The organism is Microbacterium immunditiarum, from assembly GCF_013409785.1.
GTDB lineage: Bacteria > Actinomycetota > Actinomycetes > Actinomycetales > Microbacteriaceae > Microbacterium > Microbacterium immunditiarum.
In genome coordinates, this window is sequence record NZ_JACCBV010000001.1 from 873,615 (window position 1) to 888,885 (window position 15,271).

Genomic DNA, 15,271 nt, shown 5'->3' on the forward strand with positions numbered 1-15,271 from the left:
CCGGCGCCTCCGGGCTCGGGCTCAGCATATTGACCGGGACGGCCGGCCGACAGGGCTTCGGGATCGCGCCGCCGACTCTAGACTCGGAGCCATGCGCGCGGCCGAAGTCCACAGTGACATCACCGAAGTCCTCGTCACCGAGGAGCAGATCCTGGAAAGACTGAAGGAGATCGCGGCGCAGGTCGACGCCGACTACGCCGGCAAGGATCTGCTGCTGGTCGGCGTGCTCAAGGGCGCGATCATGGTGATGGCCGACTTCTCGCGCGCGCTCAAGCTGGTGGCGCCGATCGACTGGATGGCGGTGTCGTCGTACGGCAAGGGCACGAAGTCGAGTGGTGTCGTGCAGATCCGCAAGGACCTCGACACCGACCTCACCGGCAAGCACGTGCTCATCGTCGAGGACATCATCGACTCCGGCCTGACGCTGAGCTGGCTGCTCGAGAACTTCGAGTCCCGCGGAGCGGAGTCGATCGAGGTGTTCGCACTGCTGCGCAAGCCGGATGCCGCGAAGGTCGAGGTGAACTGCCGGTACGTGGGCTTCGACATCCCCAACGACTTCGTCGTGGGCTACGGCCTCGACTACGCCGAGCGCTACCGCAACCTGCGCGACGTCGCGGTCCTCGCGCCGCACGTCTACTCCTGACGCGCCGCGCTCTCTCGCGCTGCGGGAGGTGGGGGCGGAAAGCGGATGCCGCACCCGAACGTGCGTTCAGCCCTGGGCGAATGCACAGGCGGTGCCGAGCAACGCCGCGATACCCTGAGATCCACCGTTGCCGAGGCATCCGGACGATTCGGCGGCGGATCGCCGACGAAAGGTAACGGGCCCGCGCCCGAACGATGGACGTGAAGAAGATCACACGCAACCCGCTCTTCTATGTTCTGCTGATCGGGGTCTTTCTCATCGTCGGCTTCTCGCTGATCTCCACCCTCGGCGGAGCCAAGCAGATCTCGACCCAGCAGGGTCTCGAGCTGCTCGACGGCGACACCGTGACCGAAGTGCTCAACACCGACGGCGACCAGCGCGTCGACATGACGCTGTCCAAGCCCTTCGAGGGCGCGACCGAGGTGCAGTTCTACTACGTGTCGGCCCGTGCCGACGAGGTCGTGCAGGCGATCGACGCCGCCGCCCCCGAGGACGGCTTCAACGACGCGGTGCCGCGTCCGACGTGGTTCGACGGCTTCCTCTCGCTCATGCTCCCGCTCCTGCTGCTGGGTGTGCTGTTCTGGTTCCTGCTCTCGTCGGCGCAGGGCGGTGGCAGCAAGGTCATGCAGTTCGGCAAGTCGCGAGCGAAGCTCGTGACGAAGGAGATGCCGCAGGTCACGTTCAGCGACGTCGCGGGTGCCGACGAGGCGATCGAAGAGCTGCAGGAGATCAAGGACTTCCTCAAGGACCCGGCGCGCTTCCAGGCGGTCGGCGCGCGCATCCCCAAGGGCGTGCTGCTGTACGGCCCTCCCGGCACCGGCAAGACGCTCCTCGCGCGCGCGGTCGCGGGCGAGGCGGGCGTGCCGTTCTACTCGATCTCGGGCTCGGACTTCGTCGAGATGTTCGTCGGCGTCGGCGCGAGCCGCGTGCGGGACCTGTTCAACCAGGCGAAGGACAACGCGCCGGCCATCATCTTCATCGACGAGATCGACGCCGTGGGACGCCACCGCGGCGCGGGTCTCGGCGGCGGTCACGACGAGCGTGAGCAGACGCTGAACCAGATGCTCGTCGAGATGGACGGCTTCGACCCCAAGGCGAACGTCATCGTCATCGCGGCGACGAACCGCCCGGACATCCTCGACCCCGCGCTCCTGCGCCCGGGCCGCTTCGACCGCCAGATCGGCGTCGATGCGCCCGACCTGCAGGGCCGGAAGAGGATCCTCGAGGTGCACGGCCGGGGCAAGCCGCTCGCCGACGGCGTCGACCTCGAGGTCGTCGCTCGCAAGACTCCGGGCTTCACGGGCGCCGATCTGGCGAACGTCCTCAACGAGGCCGCCCTCCTGACGGCCCGCTCGAATGCGCAGCTCATCGACAACCGTGCGCTCGACGAGGCGATCGACCGCGTCATCGCCGGTCCGCAGCGGCGCACGCGCGTGATGAAGGACAAGGAGAAGCTCATCACGGCCTACCACGAGGGCGGTCACGCGCTCGCGGCGGCTGCGATGAACCACACCGACCCCGTCACGAAGGTCACGATCCTCCCGCGCGGCAAGGCCCTCGGCTACACGATGGTGCTGCCGCTCGACGACAAGTACTCCGTCACGCGCAACGAGCTGCAGGACCAGCTCACGTACGCGATGGGCGGTCGCGTCGCGGAGGAGATCGTGTTCCACGATCCGACGACCGGTGCCTCGAACGACATCGAGAAGGCGACGAACATCGCCCGGAAGATGGTGACCGAGTACGGCATGACCACCGAGGTGGGGCCGGTCAAGCTCGGCTCCGCGTCGGGCGAGATGTTCCTCGGCCGCGACATGGGCCATGGCCGCGAGTACTCCGAGACCGTCGCCGAGCGCGTCGATCAGGAGGTGCGCGCCCTCATCGAGCAGGCGCACGACGAGGCGTACGAAGTGCTCAACGCCAACCGCGAGATCCTCGACCGCCTCGCGCTCGCGCTCCTCGAGAAGGAGACTCTCGACCACATCGAGCTCGCCGACATCTTCAACGACGTCAAGAAGCTCCCGCCACGTCCGCAGTGGCTCTCGAGCGCCCGGCGGCCGGTCTCGGCGCTGCCCCCCGTCGAGATCCCGCGACGCGAACAGCCCGCGGGCGTGGCGGCCAGCGTGGAGGCCGAGCAGGGCACGCCCGAGAAGAAGCCTCGCCGCCGCCCGACCGGGCAGGCGCGTCCCGCGACAGCGTAGGGTCGTCGGCATGGCTGTCGACCGTGAGCGCGTGGCCGCGGCGATCCGCGACATCCTCGACGCGATCGGCGAGGACCCGGACCGCCCCGGCCTGCGACTGACGCCTGGGCGCGTCGCCGACGCGTACGCCGAGTTCTTCGCCGGCGTTCAGGCGGATGCCGCGGAGCCGCTCGCGCACACGATCTCGATCGCGCACGGGCCCGCGCCCGAGACGCAGCCGTCCGGCGCCGTGATGCTTCGCGACATCCAGTTCCGCTCGGTGTGCGAGCATCACCTGCTGCTGTTCCGCGGCAAGGCGCACGTCGCGTACCTGCCGGGCGACAAGGTCGTCGGGCTCGGGGCGCTCGCAAAGGTCGTCGAGATCCTTGCCGCCCGCCCGCAGGTGCAGGAGCGCCTCGGAGAGCAGATCGCCGACACGATCTCCGAGTCGCTCGAGGCGCGCGGCGTGCTCGTCGTGCTCGAGGCCACGCACGGGTGCGTCACGATGCGCGGCGAGCGACAGCGCGAGGCGTCGACCGTCACGATCGCGGCGCGCGGAGAGTTCACCGAACCGGCCGCCCGTGCCGAGCTCATCACGCTCATGACCACCGCGGGGCGCGAATGACGCTCATCATGGGGGTCGTCAACGTGACGCCCGACTCCTTCAGCGACGGCGGCCGGTATGACGACACCGAGCGGGCGATCGCCCACGGCATGGCGCTGTGCGCGCGCGGCGCCGACCTCGTCGACGTCGGCGGCGAGTCGACCCGCCCCGGCGCGGACCGGGTGTCACCCGACATCGAGCGCGCTCGCGTCATCCCGGTCATCGAAGCGCTGGCCGCCGCGGGTGTCACCGTGAGCGTCGACACGATGAACGCCTCGACCGGGGTCGCCGCGGTCGAAGCGGGCGCCCGCATCGTGAACGATGTGTCGGGCGGGCTCGCCGATCCCGAGATGCTCTCCGCGGTCGCCGAGACCGGCGCCGACATCGTGCTGCAGCACTGGCGTGGTGCCTCCTCCGACATGTACGCGAACGCGCGTTACGACGACGTCCTCCGCGAGGTCATCGACGAGCTCGCCGGGCGCATCCGGGCCGCCGCGAAAGCGGGCATCCCGCCCGCTCGCATGATCATCGACCCGGGCATCGGCTTCGGCAAGCAGGGCGACCAGAACTGGGGCGTGCTGCGCGGACTCGAGCGCATCGTCGGCATCGGGCCGCGCGTGCTCGTGGGCACGAGTCGCAAGCGGTTCCTCGCCGAGACGCTCGGACCGGACGAGCCCGGCGGAGACACCGTCTCGGAGCGCCGGCGCGACCTCGCGACCGCCGTGACGAGCGTCCTCGCGGCGGAAGCCGGCGTGTGGGCCGTACGCGTGCACGACGTGGGCGCGACAAAGGACGCGCTGCGGATCGCCGAGGCATGGAGGGGAGAGGACCGATGGAAGGTCTCGACGAGATCCGGCTGACGGGCCTTCGCGTCTTCGGCCGCCACGGTGTCTACCCCGACGAGCGTCGGGACGGGCAGTGGTTCGTGGTCGACTTCGCGGTGCGCATCGACACGCGCCCCGCGGCGGCCAGCGACGACGTCGAAGACACGGTCCACTACGGCGAGCTCGCCGCGCGCGTGGCCGCGATCGTCGAGGGCGAGCCGGTCGATCTGATCGAGACGCTCGCCGCGCGCATCGCCGACGCGCTGCTCGGGCCAGAAAGGGTTCAGTCCGCCGAGGTGACGGTGCACAAGCCGGATGCCCCGATCCCGCTGACCTTCGCCGATGTCGCCGTCACCATCCGGCGCGCGAAGGGCGCGGCATCCGGTTCTTCTGTCGGCGAGAGGGGAGTCGCGCTGTGAGCCGCCGACTCGCCGACGGCCCGCGGGGCGAGATGCCCACGCGGCACGACCGCCCGTGGGTCGAGGCCGTCGTCGCGCTCGGCGCGAACCTCGGCGACCGCGAGGCGACCCTGGACGCCGCGGTGAAGGACCTCGCGAGGCTTCCGCTGGTCGCCGAGGTGCGCGTGGCGACGCCGATCGAGTCGGTCGCCGTCAAGCCCGAAGGTCCTGACGACGAGGCGCCGACCTACCTCAACTCCGTCGCGATCCTGATGACGCGGCTCGCGCCGTCCGTCCTGCTGGAGTACCTGCATCGCATCGAGGCGCGGCACGGACGCGAGCGCCGCGAGCGGTGGGGCGACCGCACCCTCGACCTCGACCTCGTGTCGTACGGAGACGTGCAGTCGACGAGCCCCGCCCTCACGCTCCCGCACCCCCGCGCGGCCGAGCGGGAGTTCGTGCTGGTGCCGTGGCTCGCGATCGACCCGGATGCCGAGCTGCCGGGCGCCGGGCGCGTCGACGCCCTGCTCGAGCGGCTGCGGAGGGGTGGCGCATCGTGAAGCGCACGAGCGCGGGCATCCTCATCGTCGCCGCGGTCATCGGCATCGGCGTGGGCTTCCTCATCGACCAGGTCCTCACGGCCACCGGGCGCCCCACGTTCACGCCCGCGGTGACGCTCCCGATCCTCCTCGTGCTCCTCGGCGCGGTCGTCGTCGCTCTCGCGGTGCCGATCCGCCGTGCGATCCACGGCAGCTCCGCCCAGGCGGTCAATCCGTTCCGCGCGGTGCGCATCGCGATGCTCGCGAAGGCGTCGAGCATCGTCGGGGCAGCGGTCGGCGGAATCGGCCTGGGCCTCGCGTTGTTCCTCGTCACGCGGCCTGTAACGCCCTCGCTAGGCTCGATGGGCACGATCCTCGCGACCGCCGCCGCGGGCGCTCTCCTGATCGCCGCCGGCCTGGTAGCCGAGCACCTGTGCATCATCCGGAAGGACGACCATGACGAACAGCCCGGAGGCGACGATGCCTGATGGGGCTCCGCCCCGAACCCCCGGCTCGCCGGCGGACGCCCCGGACTCGAAGCCCGCGATCACCGACGAGACCCTCGACGAAGGGACGTTCGGGCGCCTGATCGAGCCGCGGTCGGAGAACCGCCTCGTCCTCGAGACCGGCGCCTGGCACCAGATCTCGCCGAAGTACGTGTGGGTGCAGCTCATCTCGACCGGGTCGTTCCTGCTCATCGTGATCGCCGCGACGCTCGTGCTGACGCTCGTCATGCACCAGGTGTGGGCGTGGATCCCGGGCGGGATCCTGACGGTGATCCTCGCGTGGACGCTCGCGATCATGCCGCGCCAGGCGCGAGCGATCGGCTACCAGCTGCGCGACGACGATCTCGTGTTCCGGCGCGGCATCCTGTGGCAGCGTTTCGTCGCGGTGCCGTACGGTCGCATGCAGCTCGTCGACATCACCCACGGGCCCCTCGACCGCGGCTACGGCATCGCGCAGCTCAAGTTCGTGACCGCCGCCGCGACGACGGGCGTCACGATCCCCGGACTCGAGCAGGCGACCGCCGAGACCCTGCGCGACCACCTCATCGAGGTCGCCGAGAGCCGGCGCACGGGGCTATGACCGAACCGCAGGCCTTCACGGGCGGACCGGTCGTCGCGGGCCCTTTACGGTCGCCGCTCAGCGACGGGGACTGGCACCGGCTGCATCCGCTCACGCCGCTGCTGCGCGGCGGGATCTTCCTGCTCGTCGTGATCGGCGTCATCGTCGCGAACCTGCGCGATCGACTGGTCTTCCTGTTCCTGCCGTGGTTCGCCCCCGACGCCGACATCGAGAACTGGGAGACCGGCGACCCCATCGACTGGATCGTCGCGAACAATCTGTACTTCCTCGCCGGCGTCGTCGTGCTCGCCGTGCTGATCCTGCTCGTCGTGCTGTTCTACCTGTCGTGGCGGTTCCACACGTTCCGCATCACCGAGGACGACGTCGAGGTGCGCAGCGGGGTCCTCTTCCGCACGCAGCGACGCGCACCGCTCGATCGCGTGCAGGGCGTGAACCTCGTGCGTCCGATGGTCGCGAGGCTGCTCGGCATGGCGAAGCTCGAGGTCGTCGGCGCCGGCGCCGACGCGAACGTCAAGCTCGAGTACCTGTCGACGGCGAACGCCGAGGCGGTGCGCGCCGACATCCTGCGGCTCGCATCGGGCCGACGATTGACGGATGCCGGGTCCGGCCCCGCGGGGCCGGCAGGCCCGCGCTCGCGTGCCCACGCCCTCTCCGCGACGGTGAGCCGCGGGATCACGGGGCTCATCGAGGGCGACGAGGCGCCCGTCGCCGAGCCCGAGTCGGTTGTCAGCATCCCGGTCGGACGCATCATCCTCGCGCAGGTCGTGAGCATGTCGACGGTGGCGTTCATCATCGCGCTCATCGCGGTGGGCGTCGCCGCGTCGTTCGGCATCACATGGGTGCTCTTCGCGTACGTCCCCGCGCTGATCGGTCTCGGGGCGCTGTGGGTGCGCACGATCTTCCGCTCCCTGCGCTACTCGATCGCGCCGACGCCCGACGGCGTGCGCATCACGTTCGGGCTGCTCACGACGATCACCGAGATCGTGCCGCCCGGACGGGTGCACGCGGTCGAGGTCGAGCAGCCGATCCTGTGGCGTCCGTTCGGGTGGTGGAAGATCCGCATCAACCGCCTGTCGGGCCGCAGCGCGTCCGAGGGCAACGCCGACCAGTTCACGACCGCTCTTCCCGTGGGCACGGCCCTCGACGTCGAGCGCGTCCTGCGCCTGCTGCAGCCGACGGTCGGCGAGGCGGAGTGGGCGCTCATCGTGCGGGAGGGCATCAGCGGTCCGACCGAGGAGGACTCGTTCACGACGACGCCCGAGCGCGCGTGGATCATCCGCCCGCTGTCGTGGCGGCGCACGGGCTTCCGCCTCACCGACGACCTGCTCCTGCTGCGGCGCGGCATCATCTGGCGCAAGCTCGCAATCGTGCCGCTGGCCCGCATGCAGAGCTTCGGGGTATACCAGGGTCCCGTGGATCGCGCGCTGCGCGTGGCTTCGGCGCGGGCGCACGTCGTGAGCGGACCCGTGTACGCCTCCGTCGCGGCGGTCGATCGCGAGCGCGCGCTCGAGCTCTTCGACGACGTCGCTCGCGCGACGGTGCGCGCCGCCGAGATCGACCGTTCGCACCGCTGGGCGGAGGCGGCCGCGGCCGACGCTGAGGCGGACGCGCGTGCTGCCGTCCCAGACGCAGAGGTGACGGATGCTCCCGCCGCGCCAGGACCGCAGCCGGATCCGCCCCCGACCGAGGCGGTTCGGCCGGCGCCCGACGCGCCCGATGCGCCTGACGCCCCCGCGCCACCCGCGTACGACGGAGACCGCGCATGACACGCGACGGGCGCCTCGGAGTCGGCGTGATCGGCGCGGGACGCGTCGGTCCGGTGATCGCCGCCGCACTCGCGGGCGCGGGTCACGCGCTTGTCGGCATCACGAAGGGCTCCGATCCCGAGCGCGTCGAGGCGCTCCTGCCGGGGCTGCCCGTGCTCGATGCCGTCGAGGTCGCTCGTCGCGCCGAGCTCGTCGTGGTCGCGGTCCCGCACGACCAGCTTCCCGGCCTTGTGAGCGGGCTCGGGGAGGTCGGCGCGTGGCAGCCGGGGCAGCTCGTGCTCCACACTGACGCCGCGTTCGGCACTGCCGTGCTCGCGCCGGCCGTCGCCAAGGGCGCGATCCCGCTGGCGCTGCATCCGGCCATCGCCTTCACCGGCACGTCGATGGATCTGCGCCAGCTCTCGGGGGCCTACGCGGCCGTCACCGCGCCGGCGCCCGTGCTTCCCATCGCGCAGGCGCTCGCAGTGGAGCTCGGCTGCGAGCCCGTCGTGATCGCGGAGGCCGACCGCGCCGCCTATGGTGAGGCCATCGCGACGGCGACCGCGTTCTCGCGCTCGATCGTCGCGCAGTCGATGTCGCTGCTCTCGAAGGCGGGCGTCGCCGACCCGGGCTCGTACCTCCGCATCCTCGTGCACTCGACGATCGACCACGCGCTCACGGAAGGGGCATCCGCCGACGCGGGCCTGCCGGGTGGCGGTCTGGCGGGCGGAGCCGCCGATAGCATCGACGGATGATCACGACGATCGACGGACTGCGCACCCAACTGGCCGAAGCCAGAGCAGCAGCCGGCGAAGGGGCCCGTGTCGCACTCGTCTCGACGATCGGCTCGCTGCACGACGGCCACATCGACCTCGTCCACACCGCGCGCGAGAACGCCGACATCGTCGTCGTCTCCCTCTTCGTCAACCCGCTGCGGTTCGCGACGGTCGCCGAGTTCGAGGCGTATCCGCGCACTCCCGAGGACGACGAGGCGCTGCTGGACTCGCTCGGTGTCGACGTGATCTTCGCGCCGACGACGGACGAGCTGCTGCCGCGGGGCTCCGCGACGACCAAGGTGAGCGCGGGCGATCTCGGCCTCCGGTACGAGGGGCGGTCGCGTCCCTTCTACTTCGATGGACTGCTGACCGTCGAGGCCAAGCTGCTGAACCTCGTGCGACCCGAGTTCGCGGTGTACGGCCTGCGCGACCGTCAGCGCGTGTTCCTCGTCACTCGCATGATCCGGGACCTCTTCTTCGGTGTCGAGGTCGTCGAAGTCGAGACCGTGCGCGGCGACGACGGGCTCCCCGTGTCGACGCGCGTCGGCATGCTCGACGCCGAAGATCTCGCTGCGGCCGCCAAGCTGCCGCTGGCGCTGGACGCCGCGGCGTCCAACGCCGATCGCGGCGTGGACGCGTGCATCGCCGCGGCGCAGTCCGCGCTCATGGGCGAGCCGCGCATCAGGCTCGACTACCTGAGCGTCGTCGACCCGGGGTCGTTCCTCCCCGTCGATGAGGGACACGAAGGGGCCGCCGTCGCGCTGATCGCGGCCACCGTGGCCGGACACCGGTTCGTCGACAACGCCGAGATCTACATCCACTGAGCGTCCGGAGCGTCGGCGCGCTCGCCGCGCCCAGCCGCGCGCCATGCGAGCAGCCGGGCGCGGGAGCCGAGCGCGCCGTTGCGCTCGCTCGGTCCGCCTCGGCTACGAGCCCTTGCGAACCCGGACCATGCCCTCCTGGGCCTTCGCGCGCTTCTGTTCGCGCTTCTCCTTGAGCGACGCCTTCGCGGGCTTCTTCTGCTGCTGCTTAGCCATGTCGTCCTCGCTTCCCCTTTCACAGTTGGCGATCGCGGCCGACCATAGCCCACTTCCGAGAGGAAGTCACATCCATGGGATTCGCCCGCATCGGGCGTCCAGGACGCCGTCGATAGACTTGGGGGTCCGCCTTCTGAGGAGCCCCCATGACCGACGCCAACGCGCAGAACGACGCGCACGCCGAGCCGACCGAGGAAGAGGTCTTCGAGCAGAAGGCCGTCCGGCTGGGCAAGCGCGAGCGGCTCCTGGCGGAGCGTGCGGATGCCGCGGGCGGCCCCTACCCGGTGAGCCTGCCGATCACCGACACGATCCCCGAGCTTCGCGAGCGCTACGGCGACCTCGAGGCCGGCGCCGAGACCGGCGTCACCGCAGCCGTCGCCGGGCGCGTCGTGTTCAGCCGCAGCACGGGCAAGCTCTGCTTCGCGTCGCTGCAAGCCGGTGACGGCGCCCGAATCCAGGCGATGGTGTCGCTCGCCGTCGTCGGCGAGGAGTCGCTGCAGCGCTGGAAGGAGCTCGTCGACCTCGGCGACCACGTCTTCGTCGAGGGCGAGGTCGTCTCGAGCCGCCGCGGCGAGCTGTCGATCATGGTCTCGGAGTGGGAGATCGCCTCGAAGGCGATCCTGCCCCTGCCGAACATGTACGGCGAGCTCAGCGAAGAGAGCCGCGTGCGCAGCCGGTTCCTCGACCTCATCGTGCGCGACCGGGCGCGCGAGACGGTCGTGGCGCGCGCCCGGGTCAACGCGAGCCTGCGGGAGACGTTCGCGGCGCACGGGTTCCTCGAGGTCGAGACGCCGATGCTGCAGGTGCAGCCGGGCGGGGCATCCGCTCGCCCGTTCACCACGCACTCGAATGCGTTCGACGCCGACCTCTACCTGCGCATCGCGCCCGAGCTCTACCTCAAGCGCGCGGTCGTCGGCGGCATCGAGCGAGTCTTCGAGATCAACCGCAACTTCCGCAACGAGGGCGCCGACTCGACGCACAGCCCGGAGTTCGCGATGCTCGAGGCCTACCAGGCCTACACCGATTACAGCGGCATCGCCGACCTCACGCAGGAGCTGATCCAGAACGCGGCGATCGCGGTCACCGGCTCGACGACGGTGACGTGGGCCGACGGCACCGAGTACGACCTGGGCGGCCAGTGGGACCGCCTCCCGATGTACGATTCGCTGTCGGATGCCGCGGGCCGCCGCATCACGCCCGAGACGCCGTTCGACGAGCTCGTCGCGATCGCCGAGGCCGAGGGTGTCGAGCTCCCGCCGCATCCGATCCACGGCAAGCTCGTCGAAGAGCTGTGGGAGCACTTCGTGAAGCCGTCGCTCACGCGGCCGACGTTCGTCATGGACTTCCCGCTCGACACGAGCCCGCTCGTGCGCGAGCACCGCACGATTCCCGGCGTCGTAGAGAAGTGGGACCTCTACACGCGCGGGTTCGAGCTCGCGACCGGGTACTCCGAGCTCGTCGACCCGGTCATCCAGCGCGAGCGCTTCGTCGAGCAGGCGAAGCTCGCCGCGAAGGGCGACCTCGAGGCGATGCGCATCGACGAGGAGTTCCTGCGCGCGCTCGAGCACGGCATGCCGCCCACCGGCGGCATGGGCATGGGCATCGACCGGCTGCTCATGGCGCTCACCGGGCTGGGCATTCGCGAGACGATCCTGTTCCCGCTGGTGAAGTGATCTCACGAGCGTGAGAACGCCCAGTCGGGCAGGTGACCCGCGGCCACGAACGACAGCACGATCTCGGCGAGACCGTGCTCGGGGTCGGCCTCGAGCGCGCGCTTCGCGTACGACTCCGCGTGGGTCGAGCGACCGAGCGCCCACGAGAGCCACGCGCACACCGCGAGCGGCCCAGCCCTGTGCTGCTCCGGCGCCGGGGCGGCCACCGCACGCACCACGCCGAGGGCGCGGAGCAGTCGCGCCGGCTCCGGCTGCGTACCCTCGCCCCACATGATCTGCGCGAGCTCGGCCGGATAGGGCTCGCCCTTCTCCCAGCGCAGCTGCGCGGCGAGCGCCTCATCACCGAGCTGCGGGCCGGCGGTCCATCCGACGAGCGCGATATCGCGCAGGGCCGGTCGCGACAGGCACCAGACCGCGGTCGCGGCGTCGAACGGCTCGAGTTCCGACGCGTCCCACTCGAGCATCCGCTCGAACAGCGCCGGCAGGTCGTCGAGCCCCACCGCGGCCTCGAGCGCGCGCGGGTCGACACGCTTCGTCTCGTCGCGAGCCGGTGCGTCCGCGCACAGGACGGCCACCGCATCGGCGAGCGCCGCGAGCGCGGACTCCACCGCCGCGGCATCCGTCGAATCGACCTCGGGAAGCTCGCAGCCCACCCACTGATCGCCGTCGGGCTCGGCGAGCAGCTCCGCGCCGGACGGACCGACCGCGAGCTCGGCGAGCGGCCGCGGCGACAGCTCCGGTCGCACGGACGAGCCCCACCCATCGGCCGCGACGCACAGGGCGTCGACGATCGCCAGCCCGCACGCGTCGGCCTTCGACACGAACGCGCGGGCCACATCGTCGCGCGGCGGGGTTCCGTCGGCGTCGAACGGCGCGTCGTCGAACACCACGAGGGCGACCGAGTCCGCGGATGCCACGCGGCACACCATCCCCACGCACGTCGCCGCGAACGCCTCGGCATCGTCGTCGTCGGCCGGCAGGTCGAGGCGCATCGCGCCGAGCGTCCGCGTGCGCGCGAACGGCACGAGCACCAGGCTGCGGCGCGGGCGGAAGCCGAGCATGCGGGGGAGCAGGGACAGGAACTCCGCGGCGCTGCCCGCGGTGATGATCGTCGTCGTGGTCATACGCCGACGATCCCCGAGGCGGCGGGCGGGGCATCCGCCATCACGGCGTCGACGGCGAAGGCCGCGACCGGACCGGGTCTGTGCAGGAGGCGTCGCCGGTATCCTTGATCCGTGGACAACTACTGGCTCGCCGTGATCTGGTCGCTGATGCCGACCGTCGTGGTCAGCGCCATCTTCTTCTTCGTGCTGCGCAGCGTCGTGCGCGCCGACCGCACCGAGCGCCGCGAGTACGCGCGCATCGAGGCCGAGGAGCGCGCGAAGCGCGGGCTTCCACCCGTCGCCGACGCGAAGTGAGCCTCGCGCGTCCGTGAGGGCCCCTCCCACTACGCTGGGGATCGCACCTGGGGGGAAGGGGGACTCGTGATCACCATCACGTTCGACGCGAGCTGGTGGCTGATCATCGTCTTCGTCTTCGACCTCACGGTCCGCATCGCCGCGATCATCATCGTGCCGCGCAACCGGCGCCCGACCGCCGCCATGGCGTGGCTGCTCGCGATCTACTTCATCCCGCTGATCGGCGTCTTCCTCTTCCTGCTCATCGGCACTCCGCGCCTCCCGCGCAAGCGCCGGCAGAAGCAGGATCGCATCAACGCGTACATCCGCGAGACGAGCGCGTCGCTCGAGTTCGGATCGCTGCGACCGGGTCAGCCGCAGTGGTTCACCTCGATGGTGACGCTCAACCGCAAGCTCGGGGCGCTGCCGGTCACCGGCGACAACGCCGCGCACCTCATCTCGGACTACCAGACGAGCCTCGACACGATGGCGGCCGCCATCCGCGGCGCCGAGAAATACGTCCACGTCGAGTTCTACATCTTCCAGTCCGACGACTCGACCGAGACCCTCTTCGAGGCGATGGAGGAGGTGTGCGCGCGCGGCGTGACGGTCCGCGTGCTCCTCGACCACTGGGCGAACCGCGGCAAGCCGTTCTACAAGCGCACGCTCCAGCGCCTCGACCGCATGGGCGCGCAGTGGCGCCTCATGCTCCCCGTGCAGCCGTTCAAGGGCAAGTACCAGCGCCCCGACCTGCGCAATCACCGCAAGCTTCTCGTCGTCGACGGCGCGGTCGCGTTCATGGGCTCGCAGAACGTCACCGACTCGACGTACAACCTCAAGAAGAACATCCGGCGAGGACTGCACTGGGTCGACCTCATGGTGCGGCTCGAGGGGCCGGTCGTGGCATCCGTCAACGCCGTGTTCCTGTCGGACTGGTACAGCGAGACCGACGAGGTGCTCACCGACGAGATCGACCTCTTCGACGTGAAGGCCGGTCCCGGCGACCTCGACTGCCAGATCGTGCCGTCCGGGCCGGGGTTCGAGTTCGAGAACAACCTGCGCCTGTTCGCAGGGCTCATGTACTACGCGCAGCGCAAGCTCATCATCGTGAGCCCGTACTTCGTGCCCGATGAGGCGCTGCTGCTCGCGATCACCACCGCGTGCCACCGCGGCCTCGACGTGCAGCTGTTCGTGTCGGAAGAGGGCGACCAGGCCATGGTCTACCACGCGCAGCGCAGCTACTACGAGACGCTGCTGCGCGCGGGCGTGCGCATCTGGATGTACCGGAAGCCCTTCATCCTGCACTCGAAGTCCATGACGATCGACGACGAGGTGGCGATCATCGGGTCGAGCAACATGGACATGCGCTCCTTCGGTCTCAACATGGAGATCTCGATGCTCGTGCGCGGCACCGAGTTCATCGACGAGATGCGCGGGGTCGAGCAGGAGTACCGAGAGCTCAGCCGCGAGCTCACGATCGAGGAGTGGGAGAAGCAGCCGCTGCGCTCGACAGTGCTCGACAACCTCGCGCGGCTGACCTCGGCGTTGCAGTGATCGTCCGTTTCCGCGTTATCGAGCCGTGACCGGACTCCCTGGCGGCGCTCGGCCCGCTCCGGGATGATCGAGGCATGTCGACGACTCGCCGAGTGACCCTCGCCTCCGCCGCCCTGCTCTTCGCCGCCCTGCTCGGAGGATGCGCCACGAACCCCGGGACCGCGACGCCCACGCCCGTCGACGACTCGACGGTCGAGTCGCCGGACGACGGCTCGGGGTCGGATGCCGACGTCAAGGCCGCGTGGCTCGACGGCGGTCGCATGGTCGGGATCGTCACCCAGGGCTCCTCGACGTGTGTGCCGGTGGCCGACGACGTCGAGTTGGCGGACGGCGTGCTGACCGTGACCCTCGTCGTCCCCGGAGACCGCGCCAAGCCCTGCACGCGCGACCTCGTTCCTCGCGTGACGCTCGTCGGCCTGCCCGAGCCCGTCGATCCGTCGGAAGACCTCCGCATCGTCGTGAACGGCGACGGCTTCGAGGAGGACACCGACCTCGACGGCGTCGACCTGCCCACGCCCGAGGGCCCGACCGATTACCTGCCGACCGCGGGGTGGACCGACGACGACGGCCAGTTCGTGATCCTGTCGTGGGGCTCGTCGTCGTGCGTGCCCGTCATCGAGGACGTCGCCGCGACCGGCGAGGCCGAGGTCACCGTGACGTTCCAGGAGCCGCCGGCCGACCAGGTCTGCACGATGGACATCGCGCCGCGCGGCACCGTGGCCCTGGTCGAGGGCCTCGATGACGACTCGGATGTCGAGCTCGTCCTCACCGGGGGAGCGGAGTTCGACAACATCCGCATCCCGATCGTCGGCTGA

Annotated in this window: 16 protein-coding genes; 15 read left to right on the forward strand and 1 reads right to left on the reverse strand. The window is 70.5% G+C overall.

Annotated features, from left to right (window positions below; all coding sequences use genetic code 11):
* Window positions 1-91: 91 nt before the first annotated feature.
* The 12 genes from hpt to lysS all read left to right on the forward strand — a co-directional run bounded on the left by hpt (window position 92) and on the right by lysS (window position 11,505).
* Window positions 92-643, forward strand: a complete 552-nt coding sequence (hpt, locus tag BJ991_RS03860) for a hypoxanthine phosphoribosyltransferase (RefSeq protein WP_179487621.1) — start codon at window positions 92-94, stop codon at window positions 641-643.
* A gap of 194 nt (window positions 644-837) precedes the next feature.
* Complete coding sequence (ftsH, locus tag BJ991_RS03865) at window positions 838-2,844, forward strand: ATP-dependent zinc metalloprotease FtsH (RefSeq protein WP_179487623.1); 2,007 nt, start codon at window positions 838-840, stop codon at window positions 2,842-2,844.
* 10 nt (window positions 2,845-2,854) lie between these two features.
* Complete coding sequence (gene folE, locus BJ991_RS03870) at window positions 2,855-3,448, forward strand: GTP cyclohydrolase I FolE (protein WP_179487625.1); 594 nt, start codon at window positions 2,855-2,857, stop codon at window positions 3,446-3,448.
* Entirely contained in the window at window positions 3,445-4,287 is an 843-nt protein-coding gene (gene folP / locus BJ991_RS03875) for a dihydropteroate synthase (RefSeq protein WP_179487627.1), read from the forward strand. Before folE ends, folP begins: the two co-directional genes overlap by 4 nt.
* Window positions 4,260-4,670, forward strand: coding sequence for a dihydroneopterin aldolase (gene folB, locus BJ991_RS03880; RefSeq protein ID WP_179487629.1), 411 nt, complete (start codon window positions 4,260-4,262; stop codon window positions 4,668-4,670). Before folP ends, folB begins: the two co-directional genes overlap by 28 nt.
* On the forward strand, window positions 4,667-5,209 hold the full coding sequence (gene folK / locus BJ991_RS03885; RefSeq protein ID WP_179487631.1) for a 2-amino-4-hydroxy-6-hydroxymethyldihydropteridine diphosphokinase: 543 nt from the start codon (window positions 4,667-4,669) through the stop codon (window positions 5,207-5,209). Before folB ends, folK begins: the two co-directional genes overlap by 4 nt.
* A complete protein-coding gene (locus BJ991_RS03890; RefSeq protein ID WP_179487633.1) occupies window positions 5,206-5,676 on the forward strand; it encodes a DUF3180 family protein in 471 nt (156 codons plus the stop codon). Before folK ends, BJ991_RS03890 begins: the two co-directional genes overlap by 4 nt.
* Window positions 5,645-6,274, forward strand: coding sequence for a PH domain-containing protein (locus BJ991_RS03895; protein ID WP_425487519.1), 630 nt, complete (start codon window positions 5,645-5,647; stop codon window positions 6,272-6,274). Before BJ991_RS03890 ends, BJ991_RS03895 begins: the two co-directional genes overlap by 32 nt.
* Complete coding sequence (locus tag BJ991_RS03900) at window positions 6,271-8,040, forward strand: PH domain-containing protein (protein WP_179487636.1); 1,770 nt, start codon at window positions 6,271-6,273, stop codon at window positions 8,038-8,040. Before BJ991_RS03895 ends, BJ991_RS03900 begins: the two co-directional genes overlap by 4 nt.
* A complete protein-coding gene (locus tag BJ991_RS03905) occupies window positions 8,037-8,774 on the forward strand; it encodes a Rossmann-like and DUF2520 domain-containing protein (protein WP_179487638.1) in 738 nt (245 codons plus the stop codon). Before BJ991_RS03900 ends, BJ991_RS03905 begins: the two co-directional genes overlap by 4 nt.
* Window positions 8,771-9,619 (forward strand): pantoate--beta-alanine ligase, encoded by an 849-nt coding sequence (panC, locus tag BJ991_RS03910; protein WP_179487640.1) that lies wholly within the window; start codon window positions 8,771-8,773, stop codon window positions 9,617-9,619. Before BJ991_RS03905 ends, panC begins: the two co-directional genes overlap by 4 nt.
* Window positions 9,620-9,978: 359 nt before the next feature.
* Window positions 9,979-11,505, forward strand: a complete 1,527-nt coding sequence (lysS, locus tag BJ991_RS03915; protein ID WP_179487642.1) for a lysine--tRNA ligase — start codon at window positions 9,979-9,981, stop codon at window positions 11,503-11,505.
* Between the two features lie 2 nt (window positions 11,506-11,507).
* Here the strand turns inward: lysS and BJ991_RS03920 are convergent, their stop codons facing one another.
* Entirely contained in the window at window positions 11,508-12,629 is a 1,122-nt protein-coding gene (locus BJ991_RS03920; protein WP_179487644.1) for a DUF4192 family protein, read from the reverse strand.
* Between the two features lie 111 nt (window positions 12,630-12,740).
* On the opposite strand from BJ991_RS03920, the gene BJ991_RS03925 reads away from it, so the two are divergent.
* The 3 genes from BJ991_RS03925 to BJ991_RS03935 all read left to right on the forward strand — a co-directional run bounded on the left by BJ991_RS03925 (window position 12,741) and on the right by BJ991_RS03935 (window position 15,271).
* Complete coding sequence (locus tag BJ991_RS03925; protein ID WP_179487646.1) at window positions 12,741-12,923, forward strand: hypothetical protein; 183 nt, start codon at window positions 12,741-12,743, stop codon at window positions 12,921-12,923.
* A gap of 66 nt (window positions 12,924-12,989) precedes the next feature.
* A complete protein-coding gene (cls, locus tag BJ991_RS03930; protein WP_179487648.1) occupies window positions 12,990-14,456 on the forward strand; it encodes a cardiolipin synthase in 1,467 nt (488 codons plus the stop codon).
* A gap of 74 nt (window positions 14,457-14,530) precedes the next feature.
* A complete protein-coding gene (locus tag BJ991_RS03935) occupies window positions 14,531-15,271 on the forward strand; it encodes a hypothetical protein (RefSeq protein ID WP_179487650.1) in 741 nt (246 codons plus the stop codon).